General features: G+C 73.9%; 14 protein-coding genes and 1 pseudogene. 7 read left to right on the top strand and 8 right to left on the bottom strand.

Annotated elements, in window-relative coordinates:
• Nucleotide 1: 1 nt before the first annotated feature.
• Nucleotides 2-877 carry a hypothetical protein gene (locus tag H030_RS0118200; protein ID WP_027007160.1) on the top strand — a complete coding sequence of 292 codons (876 nt, stop codon included), beginning with the start codon at nucleotides 2-4 and terminating at the stop codon, nucleotides 875-877.
• On the opposite strand, the gene H030_RS0118195 is transcribed toward H030_RS0118200, so the two are convergent.
• The 5 genes from H030_RS0118195 to rpmF all read right to left on the bottom strand — a co-directional run bounded on the left by H030_RS0118195 (nucleotide 874) and on the right by rpmF (nucleotide 6525).
• Nucleotides 874-4191 carry a chromosome segregation SMC family protein gene (locus H030_RS0118195; protein WP_155892131.1) on the bottom strand — a complete coding sequence of 1106 codons (3318 nt, stop codon included), beginning with the start codon at nucleotides 4189-4191 and terminating at the stop codon, nucleotides 874-876. The two genes, H030_RS0118200 and H030_RS0118195, sit on opposite strands and share 4 nt — an antisense overlap.
• A 96-nt stretch (nucleotides 4192-4287) precedes the next feature.
• The gene (locus H030_RS0118190; RefSeq protein WP_027007158.1) at nucleotides 4288-4968 is read right to left on the bottom strand and encodes a ribonuclease III family protein; all 681 of its coding nucleotides are present in this window, start codon (nucleotides 4966-4968) and stop codon (nucleotides 4288-4290) included.
• 12 nt (nucleotides 4969-4980) lie between these two features.
• Nucleotides 4981-5235, bottom strand: a complete 255-nt coding sequence (locus tag H030_RS0118185) for an acyl carrier protein (RefSeq protein ID WP_027007157.1) — start codon at nucleotides 5233-5235, stop codon at nucleotides 4981-4983.
• Nucleotides 5232-6323 (bottom strand): phosphate acyltransferase PlsX, encoded by a 1092-nt coding sequence (plsX, locus tag H030_RS33265; RefSeq protein WP_035127922.1) that lies wholly within the window; start codon nucleotides 6321-6323, stop codon nucleotides 5232-5234. Before plsX ends, H030_RS0118185 begins: the two co-directional genes overlap by 4 nt.
• Nucleotides 6324-6327: 4 nt before the next feature.
• Nucleotides 6328-6525 (bottom strand): 50S ribosomal protein L32, encoded by a 198-nt coding sequence (gene rpmF / locus H030_RS0118175; RefSeq protein ID WP_027007156.1) that lies wholly within the window; start codon nucleotides 6523-6525, stop codon nucleotides 6328-6330.
• A gap of 148 nt (nucleotides 6526-6673) precedes the next feature.
• Between rpmF and H030_RS0118170 the strand changes: the two genes are divergently transcribed.
• The 3 genes from H030_RS0118170 to H030_RS33255 are packed head-to-tail and all read left to right on the top strand — an operon-like array spanning nucleotide 6674 to nucleotide 8326.
• Nucleotides 6674-7528 carry a GNAT family N-acetyltransferase gene (locus H030_RS0118170; protein WP_027007155.1) on the top strand — a complete coding sequence of 285 codons (855 nt, stop codon included), beginning with the start codon at nucleotides 6674-6676 and terminating at the stop codon, nucleotides 7526-7528.
• Between the two features lie 3 nt (nucleotides 7529-7531).
• Nucleotides 7532-8038, top strand: coding sequence for a GNAT family N-acetyltransferase (locus H030_RS37445; protein ID WP_027007154.1), 507 nt, complete (start codon nucleotides 7532-7534; stop codon nucleotides 8036-8038).
• 9 nt (nucleotides 8039-8047) lie between these two features.
• A complete protein-coding gene (locus H030_RS33255) occupies nucleotides 8048-8326 on the top strand; it encodes a hypothetical protein (RefSeq protein ID WP_081690916.1) in 279 nt (92 codons plus the stop codon).
• Here H030_RS33255 and H030_RS0118155 read toward each other — a convergent pair whose 3' ends face one another.
• Complete coding sequence (locus H030_RS0118155) at nucleotides 8327-8848, bottom strand: YceD family protein (protein WP_027007153.1); 522 nt, start codon at nucleotides 8846-8848, stop codon at nucleotides 8327-8329.
• Nucleotides 8849-8876: 28 nt separating this feature from the next.
• On the opposite strand from H030_RS0118155, the pseudogene H030_RS40700 reads away from it, so the two are divergent.
• Nucleotides 8877-9837, top strand: a pseudogene (locus tag H030_RS40700) (zinc-dependent alcohol dehydrogenase family protein).
• 71 nt (nucleotides 9838-9908) lie between these two features.
• On the opposite strand, the gene H030_RS0118145 reads toward H030_RS40700, so the two are convergent.
• Nucleotides 9909-11567 carry an acyl-CoA synthetase gene (locus H030_RS0118145; RefSeq protein ID WP_027007152.1) on the bottom strand — a complete coding sequence of 553 codons (1659 nt, stop codon included), beginning with the start codon at nucleotides 11565-11567 and terminating at the stop codon, nucleotides 9909-9911.
• A gap of 60 nt (nucleotides 11568-11627) precedes the next feature.
• Nucleotides 11628-12572 carry a hypothetical protein gene (locus tag H030_RS0118140; RefSeq protein ID WP_027007151.1) on the bottom strand — a complete coding sequence of 315 codons (945 nt, stop codon included), beginning with the start codon at nucleotides 12570-12572 and terminating at the stop codon, nucleotides 11628-11630.
• A 78-nt stretch (nucleotides 12573-12650) separates the two neighbouring features.
• On the opposite strand from H030_RS0118140, the gene H030_RS0118135 reads away from it, so the two are divergent.
• Together H030_RS0118135 and H030_RS0118130 are read left to right on the top strand one after the other, a co-directional pair.
• Nucleotides 12651-13883 (top strand): metallophosphoesterase family protein, encoded by a 1233-nt coding sequence (locus tag H030_RS0118135; protein ID WP_027007150.1) that lies wholly within the window; start codon nucleotides 12651-12653, stop codon nucleotides 13881-13883.
• Nucleotides 13880-17701, top strand: coding sequence for an AAA family ATPase (locus tag H030_RS0118130; protein ID WP_027007149.1), 3822 nt, complete (start codon nucleotides 13880-13882; stop codon nucleotides 17699-17701). The genes H030_RS0118135 and H030_RS0118130 overlap by 4 nt, the downstream gene beginning before the upstream one ends.

Raw genomic sequence — 17701 nt, 5'->3', positions numbered from 1 at the left:
CATGGCCCGCCCGACGCTCCCCGCCCTGCTCGCTGCTGCCGCCGCAGCGCTCGCGCTGCTCCCCGCCGGCGCGCTCGCCGCCGACGCCAAGGCGCCGGTGACCGAGACGGCGACGTCGGGGACCGTGAGTGCGACGTTCACCTCCCAGGACGCGGGCGACGGCCAGTTCAAGGGGTTGAACATCGCGATCACGCGCGGCGGCGCGCCGGCGTACTCCGGGATGCCGAAGGTCAAGGGCTGCGAGCAGCCCTACTGCGCGCCGGACACCGTGGACGGCGATGCCAGGCAGGCGCTGAGCGTGGTCGATGCCAACGGCGACGGCGAGCCCGACGTGATCGTCAACGTCTACAGCGGCGGCGCGCACTGCTGCGAGATCGCGCTGGTCCTGATGTGGAACGGCACGACCTACAAGCCGTTCACCCACAACTTCGCGGACCCGGGCTACCGGTTCGTCGCGGCGGCGGGCGACACGCCGGCGCAGTTCGTCACCGCCGACGCGCGCTTCGGCTACGAGTACACCGACTACGCCGACAGCGCGATGCCGCTGCAGATCCTCCAGCTCGGCGACGACGGCACGTTCGCCGACCAGACGTTCTCGCACGTGGCCGAGATCAGGGCCGACGCGGCGCGCTGGAAGAAGGCCTACACCAAGGTCCGCAGGGGTCGCTCGTCGCTGGGCGTCCTGGCGGCCTACATCGCCGACGAGCACCTGCTCGGCAGGCAGAGGGCGGCCGACGCGTTCCTGCAGCACGAGCTGAGGGCCGGCCGCCTGAGGACCGTCAAGCCCTGGCCCGGCGGCAAGGCCTACATCAAGCTCTTGAAGAAGGACCTCAGGAGCTGGGGCTACTCCGGGTCCCGCACCGGCGCGACGCTCTAGGACGCGCCCGCGCCCACCGGCTCGGCCGCGCTCGCGCCGTTGCCGTTGCCGTTGCTCGTGCCGTGCGCCGCCTCGGCGTCGGCGACGTACTCCTTGGGCATCTTGCGCGAGACGATCTTCGACACGCCGTCGCCGCCCATCGAGACGCCGTAGAGCGTGTCGGCGGCCTCCATCGTCCGCTTCTGGTGGGTGACGACGATGAACTGCGCGCGGTCGGCGTGTGCCTGGAGCAGGTCGAGGTAGCGCGTGATGTTGAGGTCGTCCAGCGCGGCCTCGACCTCGTCCAGGATGTAGAACGGGCACGGCTTCGCCAGGAAGACGGAGAACAGGAACGCGATCGCGGTCATCGTCTTCTCGCCGCCGGACAGCAGCGTCAGGCGCTTCATCGACTTGCCCGCGGGCGTGATCTCGATCTCGACGCCGAGGTCGTCGTCGGGGTCGATCCCGCCCTCGGCCGCGGCGGCCTCGGCGTCGGCGGCGGCCTCCGCTGCGGCCTCGGCCTCGACCTCGGACTGCCCGTCGCCTGAGTCCTCGGCCTTCGCGCCGCCGAGCACCGGCTTGGGCGCGTTGTCCTCGCGGACGAGCGTCAGCCGCCCGCCGCCGCCCGGGAACAGCGTCTGCGACAGCTCCTCGAAGTTCTTGGCCGCGGCCTCGAACGTCTCGGTGAACGTGGTGCGGATCTGGCGGTCGGTGTCGCGGATGAACGCCTTCAGCTCGCGCAGCGCGGTCTCGAGGTCGGAGCGCTGCCTCTCCATCTCGTCCACGTGCGCGACGGCCTCGTCGTACTCCTGCTTGGCCAGCGGGTTGACGGGGCCGAGCTGCTCGCGGCGCTTGATCAGGCGCTCGATCCGCTGGCGCAGCTGCGAGGCCTCCTCGACGTCCATCGGCTCCTCGCGCGGCTCGGCCTCCAGCTCCAGCTTCTCGGCGAGCGCGTTGAGCTCCAGCGCGGCCTCGGCCTCCTGGTCGCGCAGCTGCTGGGCGCGGACCTCGGCGCGGGTGACCAGCTCGTTCGTGTTGCCGAGCTTCTGCTGGATCTCGGCCTCGGCGCCGGCGCACGCGCGCAGCTCCTGCGCGACGCCCTCGCCCTCGGCGCGGTCGGCGGCCAGCGCGCCCTCCATCTCGCGCATCCGCTCCATGACCGCCTCGTGCACGACGGCCAGGACGTCGGCGACGCGGCCGGCCGCGGGGCCCAGCTCGCGGTCGCGGGTCAGCTGCGAGGTGAGGTACGCGATCCGGCGGGTGCGCTCCTCGCGCGCCTTGGCCGCCTGCTCGGCGACGCGCCGCTCGGACGTCAGCTCGCCCTCCAGCTGCGCGCGGCGGACGGCGGCCTCGCCCTGCTCGGGCGCCTTGCGGCGCTCCTCCATCAGCCACGCGGACTGGCGCTCGGACTCCTTGGCCTCGGCGTAGGAGCGCTCGGCTTCGCGGCGCTCGCGCTCGGCCTCGTCGCGCGAGGTGTCGGCGGCGGAGACCGCGGAGGTCGCGGCCTCGACGCCCTGCTGGGCCTCGTGCTCGGACTTGACGTGCCTGTCGGCCTCGGCGATCAGCGCGTCGCGCTGGTTGCGCATCGCCAGGACGCGCTCGGCGCCGCCCTCGGCGGCCTGCTGCAGCTCGCGCGTCGCGCCCAGCCAGGCACGGCCCGCGGCGGTGACCGCGACGCCCGTGAACGAGTCCGGGATCGCGTCGAGCGACTCGACCAGCCACGCGTCGGCCAGCAGGCGCTTGGCCAGCGACAGCGCGGGCTCAGGGCCGCGGACCAGCTCGACGAACGGGCGCGCGCCGTCGACCGGCGGCTGCGGCGCGGCGGTCGGCGCCCCGGCGGGCGCTCCGCCCACGACGAGCACGCGACCACCGTCGCGCTTCGACTTGTCCAACAACGCGGCGCCGGACGCGCGGTCCTCGGCGACCGCGGCGCTCAGGCGCGCGCCGAGCGCGGCCGACAGCGCCAGCTCGGCGCCCGGCTCGACCTCGAGGTCGTCGCTGAGCGAGCGCGCGCCCCCGGCCGGACCGGAGTGCGAGCGCAGGAACTGGTTGGCCCGCGCCAGCTCGGCGCCGACCTTCGCGGCCTCGCGGCGCGCGCCCTCGGCCGACGCCTCGGCGGCGCGGCGGGCCTGGCGGGCCAGCTCGCAGGCCCTGTCGGCCTCGGCCAGCGCCTCGCGCTTGCCGTCGACCAAGGCCTTCAACTCGATCACGCGCTCCGACGCCGCGGCGCGCTGGGCGTCGAGCGCCTGCAGCTCGCGCTCCAGCACGGCCTGGCGGTTCTCGTCCAGCTCCTTGAGCTGGGCCTCGAGCGACTCGATCCGCTCCAGCCCGTTCTCGTCGGGCTGGTCCTCGGCGGCCTGGAGCTTCAGCGCCTCCAGCTGGCGCTCGCGCGACTGCGCGCGCTCGGCGACCTGCTCGGCGGTCTCGCGCGTGCGCTCCAGGCGCAGCTCGATGCGGTCGGCGGCGGAGCGGGCGCGCTCGACGCGGCGGGCCAGCGCCTCGCGCTGCTCGGAGCGCTTGGCCAGCGCCTCCTCGGCGAGCTGGCGGCGGGCGGCGACCTCGCGCAGCTCGCCCTGGATCGACTCGCGCTCGGCGCGCGTGGACGTGACCTTCTCGACGGCCTCGGCCATCTCGGTGCGCCGCGCCCGGACGGTCTCGCGCGCCAGCTCCCAGCGCGCCTCGACGGTCTGGCGCTCCAGGCGCTCGTGCAGCTCGGCGGCCTCGGCCTGGCGCTTGAGCGGACGCAGGCGCGAGCGGGCCTCACGCTCGACGTCGAGCGCGCGGTCGAGGTTGTCCTGCGTGCGCTCGAGCTTCAGCTGCGCGCGGCGCCGGCGCTTGCGGTGCTTGCCGAGGCCGGCGGCCTCCTCGATCAGCAGGCGCCGGTCCTTGGGCTTGGAGGTGACGATCGCCTCGACACGGCCCTGCGAGACGACCGAGTGCGACTCCTTGCCCAGGCCCGTGTCGGACAGGACCTCGAGGATGTCGACCATGCGTGCGCGCGCGCCGTTGAGGCGGTACTCGCCGTCGCCGTTGCGATCCAGGCGGCGCATGATCGAGATCTCGCCGACCGGCAGGTCGACGGTGCCGTCGGAGTTGTCGAGGACCAGCTCGACCTCGGCCGAGCTGCGCGCCTGCACGCCCTTGCCGCCGCCGAAGATGACGTCCTGCATCGACTGACCGCGGATCGCGAGCGGCGACTGCTCGCCCATCGCCCACAGCACGGCGTCGGTGATGTTGGACTTGCCGGACCCGTTGGGACCGACGATCACCGACACACCAGGCGTGAACTCCAGCCTGGTGCGATCGGGGAAGGACTTGAAGCCCTTCAGGGTCATCGACTTCAGATGCACCCCCACATGGTGGCGGGTGGATCGGACGTTCGCTGCCGAAGGTTCGGGGTCCGCCCGATTTGCAGGCGGTTCTGGCGTCGGCTACGCCGCGTCGTCCGCTTCGAGGCCCTCGAGGGCCACGCGCGCGGCTTCCTGCTCGGCGTGCTTCTTGGAGCGGCCGGCGCCGGTCCCGAGGACCGCCGTGCCGACGCCCGCGGCGACCTCGAACGTCCGGTCGTGCGGCGGGCCGTGCTCGGCGGTGACCTCGTAGGCGACGACCTCGCCGCGCTGGGCGAGGCGCTCCTGCAGCGTCGACTTGTAGTCGACGGGGTGCTCCAGGGCGTGCTCGAGCTCGGGCTGGAAGGCCTCGACGACCGCGGCGGCCGTGCGCTCGTAGCCGGAGTGCAGGAAGCAGGCGCCGATCACGGCCTCGATGATCGACGCGAGCACGCGCTCGGTCTCCATCAGCGCGGTGGTCTGCTCGGCGCCCTCGGGCGCGGCGGCCTTCAGCCGCTCCGGAACGCCCAGGCGCTCGGCGACGTTGCGGCACGACGGCCCGGAGACCGTCTGCGCGCGGATCTTCGTCAGGCGGCCGGCGCCGTAGCGCTCGGCCTCCAGCAGCGGGTAGATGTGCGCGGTGATCGCGAGACCGAGCACGCTGTCGCCCAGGAACGCCAGGCGCGCGTAGGAGTCCGACCGGCGCGCGGTCCACGAGGCGTGGGTGAAGACCTGGCGCGCCAGACCCTCGGGAACCTCGTCGAGCAGATCGCGAAGCTGTTGCAAGCGGCGGGGAGGTCAGGCCGCGCCGCTGGGCGCATGGGCGAGGACGAAGTCGACCGCCGCACCCACCGACAGGATCTGCGCCGCCTGCTCGTCGGACATCCTCACGCCGTAGGAGTCCTCGAGCTCCTGGACCAGCGTGTAGAGGTCGAGCGAGTCGGCGTCCAGGTCCTCCTTGAAGCGCGTGCCCTCCTCGATCCGCGCCGCGTCGATGTCGAGCTCGTCGGCGAGGTGGTTGCGGATCAGGGTGAAGACGTCTTCGCGGGTCATGGCGTTGGCTCAACGGTAGTCGAGGAGGCGGACGCGAGCGGCGGGGCGCCCTTGAGCGCGCCGGCCTCGTCGAGCGCGGCGTGGGTCTGGCCGACGACGTCGTTGCGGACGCCGCGGGCCGCCAGGAGGATCGCCTGGGAGAAGCCGATGCGGCCGAAGCGGCCGTGCGGGACGATGCCCAGCTTGCGCAGGCCGAGCATGTAGGCACCGCCCTGCTGCTCGGGGTCGATCTCCTGGCGCAGCGCGGTGAGGTCCTTGCGCAGCAGGAGGCCGCCGAGCTTGCCCTGGGTCGAGGAGGTCGCGGCTTCGCGGATCGATCTGAGGGTCGCGGAGCTGACGCCCTCGATGAGCTTCAGCGCGACGTTGCCGGTGAAGCCGTCGGCGACGACGACGTCGGCCTCGCCGTCCATGATCACGTTGCCCTCGGTGTTGCCGACGAAGTCGACGAGCGGGCTCTGCGCCGCCCGCTCCGCGAGCAGCCTGTGGGCTTCCTGGACGGTCGGCGTGCCCTTGATCGCCTCGCTGCCGTTGGACAGCAGCGCGACGCGCGGGCGCTCGATGCCGAGGATCGTCTTGGCCAGCGCGGCGCCCATGAACGCGAACTGCACGAGGTGCTCGGGGCGGACCTCGGCGTTGGCGCCGACGTCGAGCAGCGTGACCGGCGGGCGGCCGCCCGGGACCGGGATCGGCAGCGCGAGCGCCGGGCGGTGGATGCCCTGCGAGCGGCGGATGTTGAGCAGGCCCGCAGCGAGCGCAGCACCGGTCGAGCCGCCGGAGACGAGCGCGTGGGCCCGGCCATCGGCGACGGCCTTGGCGGCGAGGACGATCGAGGCGTCCTTCGTCGAGCGCGCGGCCGCGACGGGGTCCGGGACCTTGGCGATCGAGACGGGCGCATCGACGATCTCGACGAGACCGGGCGGCGCCTCGATCTCGCCGAACGCAGCGGCGGGGCCGAAGAGGATGGAGCGGACGCCCTGGCGTGCCGCGATGGCGGCGCCGGCAGCGACCTCCGCAGGGCCGAGGTCGGCGCCGTTGGCGTCGACCGCGACGACGACCGGTTCGGCCGCCGTGGCTCCCTCGGGAGCCATGCTGCTAGTCGTGGCTGTGGCCGTGCTGCTCGGGCGCGAGCACCTCACGACCGGCGTACGTCCCGCAGGACGGGCACACCCGGTGCGGACGCCGCGGGCTGTGGCAGACCGGGCACGCGTTGATCGCGGGCGACGAGATCTTGTGCTGCGAACGACGCTTCGTCGTGCGGCTGTGCGACTGCTTCTGCTTCGGGACGGCCATGAGCGACGAGGGAGGGTAGCGGATGGGACTCCGATAGGACTTCCCGGGGCCCCGCGTTCGCCCCATCCCAGGGTTCGATCCTCCGCGCAAGCGCGCCGGGCGGCCTGATTGACTGCGGCGCGTGACCCTCCCCATCACTCCCCGCCCGATGACCGAAGCCGACGTGCCCGCTGCCGCGAAGGTCGGCCGCGATGCGCTGAACGCGCTCTACCCCGTCGAGTTCCAGCCCGCCGACGATGCCGCGCGCGAGGCGCACCGGGTCCGGTCCGAGGGCCGGGTCGGGCACCTCCTGCGGACCGATCCGGACGGTGCGTGGGTCTCGGTCACCGAGGACGGCGAGGTCGTCGGGATCGCGCTGGCGCTGGTGCGCGAGGGCGTCTGGGGGCTCTCGCTGTTCGGCGTCAGGACCGGGATGCAGGGCCAGGGGATCGGCGGGCCGCTGCTCAACGCGTCGCTGCAGACCGCCGAGCACGCGCGCGCGGCGATCATCCTGTCCTCGGCCGACCCGCGTGCGATGCGGCGCTACTTCCGGGCGGGCTTCGCGCTGCGGCCGTGCCTCGCGGCGGCGGGGCCGATCAACCGCTCGCGGATCCCGAGCGGTCTGAGGTCCCGCGCGGGTGACGCCGGCCGCGACGCCGACACGATCGCCGCCGCCTCCCGCCACGTCCGCTCCGCCGAGCACGGCCCGGACGTCGCCGCGATGCTCGCGACCGGCGGCGAGCTGCTCGTCTACGAGGGCCGCGGCTGGGCCGTCGTCCGCGACGGCTCGCCGGTCATCGTCGCGGCCTTCGACGACGAGGCGGCGACCGACCTGCTGTGGTCCTGCTTCGCGGCCGGCAGGCCCGGCGAGTCGGTGCACGTCGACTTCATCTCGCAGAGCAACGACTGGGCGGCGGCGGTCGTGCTCGACATGGGGCTGTCGCTCACGCCCGACGGCCCGGTCTTCACGCGCGGCGACCTCGGCCCGCTGGCGCCCTACCTCCCGAGCGGAGCGTACTTGTAGGCCATGATCGAGCTTCGCGCGGGGACCCGCGGCGACATCCCGGCGCTGGCGCGCCTCGTTCGCCGCTGCGACGAGTCCCAGCGCGCGTGGGCGGGCCCGGACATCCGGATGCCCGACCCGGAGGCCGAGGAGCTCGAGTGGGACCTGCGCTTCGCCCGGTCCGGGTCGTGGATCCGGGTGGCGGTCGACGGCGAGGCGCTCGTCGGCGCGATCGCCTTCGCGCAGGCGACGGTCTCGCGCCACGACCGGACGCCGGTCGCGGGCCTCGGCCACGTCTCGGCGGTGTTCGTCGATCCCGGCCACTGGCGCCGCGGGATCGCGCGGCAGATGCTCGGCGCCGCCGAGGACGCGATGCGCGCCGCCGGCCACGACCGCGCCCAGCTCTGGACGCTGGAGGGCTCGCCCGCCGAGCAGTTGTACACGGCGCTCGGCTGGCACCGCGACGGGCGGCGCGACCTGTTCCCGCCGATGGGCCTGACGACGGTGGCGTACGTCAAGCCGCTGCGGTAGGACTGCGCCATGCGCAATGCAGACACGGCCATCGTCAAGGCGCCGTCAGAGGCTCGCGGCGTCGCGATCACCGGTTGGCGCGCGATCGGCGCACTCTCGCTCGGCTCGGCCGCGTTCGGCGCGCTGGCCGTCGGCGCCGTCGCGATCGGCGCGCTGGCGATCGGCAGGCTGAGGGTCGGTCAGGCGCAGCTCGGCAGAGTCGAGATCGACGAGCTCACCGTCCGCCGCCTCCGCGTCGAGGAGGTCGAGGGCGCCGCGCTCACGCCGCCGTCAGCCGGCGCCGAGTAGCTAGTTGTCGAACTTGAGCTCCGACAGCGCCGCCCAGCGGGCGTCGGGCGCCTTCTCGTGGTGGTGCTCGGGGCCGGCGGTGTTGAGGTTCTCGCCGCACTCCGGGCACAGCCCGAGGCACTGCGGGGTGCAGAGGATGTTCGCCGGCAGCGTCAGCGCGAGCGAGTCGCGCGTCCAGCCCGCGACGTCCACGAGGTCGTTCGTCACGTAGGGCGAGTCCAGCTCGGGACCCTCGTCGGGGACGTCGACCTCGTAGGAGTCGACGGTGAACGATGGCGACGCCGGCTCCAGGCAGCGCATGCAGGGGCCGGACAGCGTCGCGCTGAAGCGCAGGCGCAGCGACCAGCCGCCGGCGGTCATGCGGCTCGCGTCGAGCTCAACCGGGATCGGCGTCGGCGAGACGTCGTAGCGCTCGTTGCTCAGGTCGAAGTGGTCGAGCGGGATCTCGAGATCGAGATGGCGGGCCTCCCCGGCACGGAGGTGCAGCGGGGCGAGGTCGAAGGTGTCGGTTCGCGCGAACATCGCACGTCCGAGGGTAGAAGATGCAGCTGTGCGAGCCATGGTGTTGGACGCTCCCCGAACGCCTCTGCGTTCCGTCGACGATCTCCCGAAGCCCGAGCCGGGCCCCGGCCAGGTCCTGCTCAAGGTCAAAGCCTGCGGGGTCTGCCGGACGGATCTGCACGTGACCGACGGCGAGGTCGAGCAGACCCGCGCGCCGCTCGTGCTCGGCCACCAGATCGTCGGTCTGCGCGAGGACACCGGAGCGCGCGTCGGCGTGCCCTGGCTGGGCTGGACCGACGGCACCTGCCCGGCGTGCGAGCGGGGCCAGGAGAACCTCTGCGTTGCGGCGCGGTTCACCGGCAAGGACCTCGACGGCGGGTTCGCCGAGTACGCCCGTCGCCGACGAGCGCTTCTGCCTCCCGCTGCCAGACGACATGGACGACGTGCACGTCGCGCCGCTGCTGTGCGCGGGGCTGATCGGCCTGCGGACGCTGCGCGCGGGCGGCGACCCGGCGCGCGTCGGGCTCTACGGGTTCGGCGCCGCGGCCCACCTGGTCTGCCAGGTCGCGGTCTTCGAGGGCCGCGAGGTGTACGCCTTCACGCGCCCGGGTGACGTGCGCGGCCAGGACTTCGCCCGCGCCCAGGGCGCGCTCTGGGCCGGCGGGACCGACGAGACGCCGCCCGTCGAGCTGGACGCCGCGCTGATCTTCGCCCCCGCGGGCGACCTCGTCCCGCTCGCGCTGCGCGCGGTCCGGCCCGGCGGCGTCGTGGTCTGCGGCGGCATCCACATGAGCGACATCCCGTCGTTCCCCTACGCGGACCTCTGGGGCGAGCGCGTCATCCGCTCGGTCGCGAACCTCACCCGCGCCGACGGCCACGAGCTGCTCGCGCTCGCACCCCGGATCCCACTCAGGCCCCAGGTCACGACCTACGCGCTCGAAGACGCCCAGCAGGCGCTGGACGACCTGCGGTCAGGCGCGCTCAAAGGCGCCGCCGTGATCGTCCCCTGAGCCGCGAGAATCGCCCCGTGGGCGATTGCTCGCGTTGGAGTCAGCGCCCGCAAGGCGGTGACTCCACGCCGCTACGCCTTGGCCGTCGTGTCCTCCGCGTCGTCCTTGGCCAGCTCGCGCTTGAGCACCTTGCCCGTCGCGTTGCGCGGCAGCTCCTCGAGGAACACGATCTCGCGCGGCACCTTGTACGACGCGAGGTTCGCCTTGATGTAGGCCTTGAGGTCGTCCTCGCTCGCCGCGCCCTCGCTCGACACCACGACGAACGCGCGCAGCCGCTGGCCGAACTTCTCGTCGTCGACGCCGACGACCGCGGCCTCCTCCACGTGCTCGTGGTGGCTGAGCAGGTCCTCGACCTCGCGCGGGAACACGTTCTCGCCGCCGGAGACGATCATCTCGTCGTCGCGACCGTCCACGAAGAGCCGCCCGCCGTCGTCGAAGTGGCCCACGTCGCCGGTCGACATCAGGCCGTTGATGATGGCCTTGCCTCCGCCGCCCGTGTAGCCGTCGAAGACCAGCTCGTTGCCGACGAAGATCCGGCCGGTCTCGCCGTCGCCGACCTCGTTGCCGTCGTCGTCGTACAACTTGACGATCGTCCCGAACGGCGGCTTGCCCGCGGTCCCGGGCGCGGCGCGCAGGTCGGTCGGCTGGGCGATCGTCGCCCACGCGACCTCGGTCGACCCGTACAGGTTGTAGAGCACGTCGCCGAAGCGGTCCATGACCTCGGTGGCCAGCGGGCCGGGCAGCGCGCTGCCGCTCGCCCCGATGATCCTGAGGCTGCGCAAGTCATAGCGGTCGATCGTCTCCGGCGGCAGCTCCAGGATCCGCGACAACATCACCGGGACGACGACGAGCGTCGTGCACTCGTGCTGGGCGATCGCGCTGAGCGTGCCCTCCGGGTCGAACTTCCGGCGCAGGACCAGCTGGGCGCCCAGCGCCATCCCGAGCGTGAAGTGCGCGAAGCCCCACGAGTGGAACATCGGCGCCGCGACCATCCACGGCTCCTCGGCGCGCAGCGGGATCTTCGACAGCAGCCCGGCGGCGGGCAGCAGCGACTTGGGCTGCGAGCGGTTCGCGCCCTTCGGCGTGCCGGTCGTGCCGGACGTCAGGATCACGACGCGGCCCTTCTCGGCCGGCGGCGTCAGGTCGGCGGTGTCGCCCTGCTTGATGAGGTCTTCCAGGAGCGGGTCGCCGGACGGCTTGCCGGACTCGCCGTCGAACCACGCGACGAAGCGCTTGCGGCGCTTGCCGGCGTCCTTGACCATGTCGGCGAACTCCTCGTCGTACACGATCGCCTTCGGCTTCTCGCGCGCGCAGACGTCGGTGATCTGCGGCCCCGCGAACATCGTGTTGAGGTACAACGCGTTGGCGCCGAGCTTGGAGCACGCGACGGTCGCGTCGATGAAGCCGCGGTGGTTGCGGCACAGGATCGCGACGCCGTCGCCCTCGCCGATCCCCATGTCGCTCCAGGCGTTGGCGAGCGCGTTGGTGCGATCGTGGATCTCCTGGAACGTGAGCGTGCCGAGCTCGTCGACGATCCCGACCTTGTCGGGCCGCCGTACCGCGCTGACGCTGTAGCCCGCGGCAGGGGTCGGACCCCATCTGAGCATCGTCGACGCCATGTGGACGAGCTTCTCCGGCCGCATCGGTCGGATGACGCCGGCGTCGGCGAGGACCTTGACGGCCGTCGCTGTGTTGCCGACCCGGTCGAGGACAGACTGCACCTGGGGCATTGCAGGGGACTATCGCACTTGTGAAGAAGTGTTGGTGCGGTTCCGCACTTGACCGTCCGGTCAGTTCGGAAGCCTCAGGCCAGGCGGGACGTCGCCCTTCTCGATCATGTTGCGGATGTCGCCGGCCCGCTTGGGGTTGAGGAAGACGTGGCGCTGCCCGACGCTCGGCTTCTCGGACAGGAGGCCCGCCGCCAGCAGGGCTTCTCCGACGCTGTCGGCGAGGCCGCGATCGTTGCCGGCGAAGCCGCGGGCGAGGTGGGTGAAGTCCGTGTGGTAGCCGCCCCACTTACCCATCCCGTCCAGCCTTTGGAGGATGCGGCGGGCGACGCGGCGGCTCGGGTCGGGGTCATCGTGCGGACGTGCGAAGCCGTCGCCGCTGCCGTCGTCGAGCGCGGCGAGGACCTGGTCCTCCAGCTCCTGGGATGACGCCGGATCGGCGGGGCGGCCGCCGAGCTTGGCGATCTCCAGCGCGACGTTGAGCGGGTGCGCGGAGCCGATCGGGGGCTTGAAGTCGGTGGCCGTGTCGATCAGCTCCGGCGGGACCGCGAGCAGCAGCGCCTTCAGGCGGTCGATCGCGGTGGTCTGCTCGTCGGCGAACGACAGGGGGGCGAGTTCTGGGTCCCCGGGCCCTAGAGGGGACATGACCCGGATCGCCAGGAACTCCCCGTCCAACGTGCCCGCCTCGATCGTCTGCGGCTGCTCGGACGCGTCGGCCAAAGCGCCGACCAGGGCCGCCGTCAGCAGCCACGCGCGCTCCTCGACCACGTCGGGGTCGGCGCGCAGCCCGAGCGCGACCGGCGCGACCGCGACCAGGCCGTGCTCGGTGCTCGCCACGACGGCGACGACCGGGTGCTCGTACCCGGAGCGCGCGAGCGCGAGCTCGCCCTTGCCGTGCTGCAGCTCCTGTCCCAGGAGCAGGCGCAGCTGGCCAAGGCGCTCGCGGGGCGCTGCGATCCCGCCGGCGTCGGCCAGGACCTGCTCGATGCCGGTCAGGGTCGGCCGCATGGTCCGATGGAGCCTATGGGGCAAGCGCACGGATCCGTGCAGTCCGTCCGTCGCCGTCCCCAGACTGTTCGGTCCCTGATGAAGCTGGTCCACGCTGCAGACATCCACCTCGACAGCCCGATGCACGGGCTGACGGCCTACGACACCGCGCCGGTCGCCGAGCTGCGCCTCGCGACGCGCAACGCGTTCCGGGGGCTCGTCGACCTGTGCCTGGACGAGGCGGTGGACGCGCTGCTGATCGGCGGCGACCTCTACGACGGCGACTGGCACGACTACGCGACCGGCGCGTTCTTCGTGCGCGAGATGGTGCGCCTGCGTGAGGCGGGGATCCCGGTAGTCGTCGTGACGGGCAACCACGACGCGGCCTCGCGGATCACGAAGGCGCTGCGGGTGCCCGACAACGTGAGGCTGCTGTCGGTGGAGGCGCCGGAGACGGTCGTCTTCGACGAGCTCGGGCTGGCCGTGCACGGGCAGGGCTACGCGACCGCCGCGGTGCTGGAGGACCTGAGCGCCGCCTACCCGGCGCCGCGCTCGGGGCTGGTCAACGTGGGGCTGCTGCACACGAGCGCCGACGGCCGCTTCGACCACGCGCCGTACGCGCCGTGCCGGGTCGAGCGCCTGGCGGCGCACGGCTACGACTTCTGGGGGCTCGGGCACGTCCACGAGCGGATGCTGCTGCACGCCGATCCGCCGGTGCTGTTCCCGGGCTGCCTGCAAGGGCGCTCGGTGCGCGAGACCGGGCCGAAGGGCGCGACGGTCGTGACGTTCGGCGCCGACCACGTGCCGGCGCTGGACGCCCGGACGCTCGACGTGGTGCGGTGGTCCGTTGTTGATGTGGATGCCTCGACGCTGACCGACGCCGACGAGGTGCTCACCGCCGTGTCGTCGTCGCTGGGCGACGCGGTCGCCGCTGCGGACGGCCGCCTGCTCGCGGCGCGGATCCGGGTGGTCGGCGAGTCCGTCGTCCACGGCGACCTGCTGCGCGCGGCGCGCCGCTTCGAGTGGGACGTGCGCGGCGCGGCGGCCGAGGTCGCCGGCGACGAGGCGTGGATCGAGAAGGTCCAGGTCCGCACCACTGCCGTCGGCGCCGCCGAGCGGTCGGAGGTCCCGGCCGACGACGTCTTCTCGGCGCTGTCGGCGGCGGTCTCCGACGCCGACGTCGCCGACCTGGTCGGCGAGCTCGACGGGCTGGCCGGCAAGCTGCGCGGCGCGATCGCCTGGGACCCGACCGACGAGGGCGTCGTGCGCGAGCTGCTCGACGACGTCGCGCGCGAGCTGCCGGCGCTGCTGCTCGACGGAGGTGCCGCATGATCCGGATCGCCCGCCTGGACCTGGAGCGCTGGGGCCACTTCGACGACCGGACGCTGACGTTCGGGCCGTCGGGGTCGCTGCATCTCGTCTACGGCCCCAACGAGGCCGGCAAGTCGACGACGCGCCGCGCGGTCAGCGCGCTGCTGTTCGGCGTGCCCGCGCGGACACGCGACACCTACGGCCGGCCGGGGGCCGACCTGCGGATCCGCGCGCTGCTGGAGCTGGGCGACCGCTCGCTGGAGGTCACGCGGCGCAAGGGCATCAAGAACACGTTGTTGGACAACAACGGCGATCCGCTGGACGAGACCGCGCTGCGCGCCGCGCTGGGTGGGCTGACGTCCGAGGTCCACTCGGGGCTGTTCGAGATCACGCACGAGTCGCTGGTCCAGGGCGGCGAGGAGCTGCTGGCCGGTCACGGCGCGGTCGGCGAGTCGCTGTTCGCGGCCGCGGCGGGCACGGCGCGCCTGCACCGGTTGTTGAAGCACTTGGAGTCGGAGTCCGAGACGCTGTTCTCGACCCGCCCGTCCAAGAAGGAGCTGAACCTGCTCCTGAGCCGCCACGCCGAGGTCACGCGCGCGCTGCGCGACGCCTCGCTGCGCCCGCCGCGCTACGAGGCGCTGCAGCGCGAGCTGTCCGAGCTGACCGCGGCGCTCAACTCCGCCTCGTCGGTGCTCGCCGCCTCCGAGCACGACCACTCGCGGCTGGAGCGCCTGCGCGGCGCGCTGCCGCTGGCCGCCCAGCGCGCGACCCGGATCGCCGAGCTGGCCGCGCTCGGCGACGTCCCGGCGCTGTCGGCCGACGCCGCCGACCGCCGCATCGCCGCGACCAACCGCCGCTCGACAGCCGCCGCGGCCGCCGCCGCGACGACCCGCGAGCTGGCCCGCGCCCGCGCCCGCACGTCGGAGCTGGCGGTCGACGACGCCTTCCTCCCCGCCGCCCCGGCGCTGGAGGCCCTCGCAGCGACCGCCTCCTCGATCGAGTCCGAGACCGTCCGCCGCGCCTCCCTCTCGACCGCCCTCACAACGCTTCAGGCCTCGCTCGCCGACCAGCTCGCGTCGCTGACGCCGAACCTCGCCGCGTCCGGCGCCGCGCGGCTCACGCTCGACGCCGACGCACGTGACCGCCTGGAGGCGCACCTCCAGGCACGGACCGGCGTGCAGCAGGCGGCGACGTCGGCCCGCGCGGCGGTCGAGGACGCGCGGCGCGCAGCCGAACGCGCCGCGCGCGACGCCGCGCCCGCCCCGGCCGCGACCGACGACACCATGTTGACCGCGGCGCTCCGCGGCGCCCGCCGCGCTGGCGACGTGGACGAGGAGATCGCCCGCGCCCGCGCCGACGAGCGCGCGGCCCGCGCGGCCGCCGACCGGACCGCGGGCGGCGACGCCGAGGCGCTCGCCGCGATCCCGGTCCCCGACCGCGAGACGATCGAACGGCTGCTCGGCGACGTCGTCGAGGCCGAGCGCATCCGCACGGCGCTCGAGACCGAGTCCGACACGATCGCCGAGACGATCCGCCACCTCGAGGCCCAGCGCGACGACCTCGGCGCCGAGGCGCCGGTCCTCGACGCCTCCGCGCTCGACGCCGCGCGCGTTGCCCGCGAGGCGACATGGTCGAAGGTCCGCGAGGCGCTGGTCTCCGAAGCGCCGGTCGCCGATGTCGAGCAGCTCGCGGTCGAGCACGAGCTGACGACGACCGAGGCCGACGACGTCGCCGACGAGCGCCTCCGCCACGCCGAGGACGTCACCCGCCTCGCCGACATCGAGCGCAACCTCACCAAGCTCGCCCGCGACACCACCGACCTCACCGCCCGTCGCGAGCGCCACACCGCCGCGATCGAACGCGCGACCACCGCCTGGATCTCCGCCTGGTCCGCAGCCGGCGACGCCGCGCCGACACCCGCCTCCGCCGGCACCTTCCTCTCCCGCCGCGAGACCACCCTCACCCACCTCCGCACCGCCACCGAAGCCGCGACCCGCGCGACCACGGCGACCCACCTCCGCACCGACCACACCACCTCCCTCCGCACGGCCCTCGCCGCCACCGCGCCGCCGACGAGCGACGACGCCGCGCCCTCCGCGCCACGCGACGCCGAGCCTTCCGCCGACGTCCCGCTGGCGACGCTCATCGAGCTGGCCGAGACGCGGCTGGAGTCCCTCCGCGCCGACGCCGACCGCGCGACCCGCGCGGCCGAGGCCGTCGCGCGCACCGCCTCCGGCCTGGAGGACGCGCAGGCCGACGCGGCCCGCGCCGAGGCCGCGCTCACCGCCTGGACCTCCGAGTGGACGACGCTGCGCGACGGCTGCGGCCTGGCCGAGAACCTCGCGCCCGACGACGCGCTCACCACCCTGCGCACGCTGGAGCAGGCCGCACGCGACCAAGACCGCGCAGCATCGCTGACCGAAGAGCTCGCCGCGCTCGACGCGGCTCGCGAGGCGTTCGAGGCCGACGTGGCGACCCACGTCGCGCAGCTGACGCCCGACCTCACCGACCGCCCCGCGCTCGCGGCCGCCCAGGAGCTGCACCGCCGCGCGACCGCCGCGCGCGCCGCGGCCGCCGAGCGCGCCGCGCTCGCCACTGCGATCGCCGACCTCGAGCGCGACGAGGCCGAGCACCAGGCCGTCGTCGCCGAGGCCGACCAGGAGCTGGCCGCGCTCCGCGCGACCGCCGGCGCGACCGACGACGCCGAGCTGATCGAGCACGAGCAGCGCGCCGCGCGCGCCGCGGCGCTGCGCGAGGAGATCGCCTCGCTCGACGGCGACCTCGCCCGCGCGGGCGGCCAGCCGGCCGACCAGGTCGCGGCCGCCGTCGCCGACCTCGACGCCGACGACGCCGCCGTCCAGGCCGATGACCTCAGGTCCCGCATCGCCCGCGAGCGCGACGCGCGCGACGAAGCCGCAGCCGCAGTCACGCGCGCACAGGACGAGCTGGCCCGGCTGGAGCGCTCCGACGAGGCGGCAGCGCTGCGCCAGGAGTCCGCGACGCTCGAAGCCGAGATCCGCGCGGTCGCCGAGCGCTACGCCCGTGCGCGCCTCGCCCAGAAGGTCCTGCGCGACGCGATCGCCAGCTACCGCAGCGCCCACGAGGGGCCGCTGCTGAGCCGCGCGAACGAGCTGTTCCCCGCGCTCACCTGCGAGCGCTTCGCGCGCCTGGAGACCGACGTCGACGACCGCGACGAGGACGTCCTGATCGCGATCACCGCCGACGGCTCCCGCCGCCGCGTCGAGGAGCTCAGCGACGGCACCCGCGAGCAGCTCTTCCTCGCCCTCCGCCTCGCCGCGATCGAGCGCCACGTGACGACCTCCGAGCCGGTCCCCGTCCTCTTCGACGACGTCCTCCTCGAATCCGACGACGACCGCGCCCGCCGCATCCTCACCGCCCTCGCCTCCCTCGCCGAGTCGACCCAGGTCATCGTCCTCACCCACCACCGCCACCTCATCTCGCTGGCAGCCTCGACGATCCCCGCGTCATCCCTCGACCTCATCACCCTCGCCGAGCGCCAGCCCATCGAGGCGGCCGCCCCCTCCGCGCTTCCCGCCATCGCCGCCGCCGAGGCCGAGCCCGAGCCGATCGCCTCCGAGCCCGAGCCGGCCGTCTTCGAGCCCATCGCTTCCGACGCCGAGCACTCCAACGCGGACGACTCCGGCCGCACCGCCGAGCCCGAGCCCGAGCCCGTCTCCTCGGCGCCAGAGGACGACGACGCTCCGGCCGACCACCAGCCCGAGGACGCCCCGACGCCGACGCTCGCCGAGGAGCTCGCCGCCCTCACGGGTCCCTCGATCCACGAGTCGCCCTACGGCGAGCAGACCAGCTTGTTGTAG

It is taken from the genome of Conexibacter woesei Iso977N (genome assembly GCF_000424625.1).
Taxonomy (GTDB): Bacteria; Actinomycetota; Thermoleophilia; order Solirubrobacterales; family Solirubrobacteraceae; genus Baekduia; species Baekduia woesei_A.
Note: the sequence above shows the minus strand (reverse complement) of the source record. Positions and strands in the feature narration are given on the sequence as shown.

Coding starts and splice junctions, on each gene's coding strand:
- H030_RS0118200 (WP_027007160.1), top strand. CDS start 2: ATGGCCCGCCCGACGCTCCCCGCCCTGCTCGCTGCTGCCGCCGCAGCG.
- H030_RS0118195 (WP_155892131.1), bottom strand. CDS start 4,191: ATGACCCTGAAGGGCTTCAAGTCCTTCCCCGATCGCACCAGGCTGGAG.
- H030_RS0118185 (WP_027007157.1), bottom strand. CDS start 5,235: ATGACCCGCGAAGACGTCTTCACCCTGATCCGCAACCACCTCGCCGAC.
- plsX (WP_035127922.1), bottom strand. CDS start 6,323: ATGGCTCCCGAGGGAGCCACGGCGGCCGAACCGGTCGTCGTCGCGGTC.
- rpmF (WP_027007156.1), bottom strand. CDS start 6,525: ATGGCCGTCCCGAAGCAGAAGCAGTCGCACAGCCGCACGACGAAGCGT.
- H030_RS0118170 (WP_027007155.1), top strand. CDS start 6,674: ATGACCGAAGCCGACGTGCCCGCTGCCGCGAAGGTCGGCCGCGATGCG.
- H030_RS37445 (WP_027007154.1), top strand. CDS start 7,532: ATGATCGAGCTTCGCGCGGGGACCCGCGGCGACATCCCGGCGCTGGCG.
- H030_RS33255 (WP_081690916.1), top strand. CDS start 8,048: ATGCGCAATGCAGACACGGCCATCGTCAAGGCGCCGTCAGAGGCTCGC.
- H030_RS0118155 (WP_027007153.1), bottom strand. CDS start 8,848: ATGTTCGCGCGAACCGACACCTTCGACCTCGCCCCGCTGCACCTCCGT.
- H030_RS0118145 (WP_027007152.1), bottom strand. CDS start 11,567: ATGCCCCAGGTGCAGTCTGTCCTCGACCGGGTCGGCAACACAGCGACG.
- H030_RS0118140 (WP_027007151.1), bottom strand. CDS start 12,572: ATGCGGCCGACCCTGACCGGCATCGAGCAGGTCCTGGCCGACGCCGGC.
- H030_RS0118135 (WP_027007150.1), top strand. CDS start 12,651: ATGAAGCTGGTCCACGCTGCAGACATCCACCTCGACAGCCCGATGCAC.
- H030_RS0118130 (WP_027007149.1), top strand. CDS start 13,880: ATGATCCGGATCGCCCGCCTGGACCTGGAGCGCTGGGGCCACTTCGAC.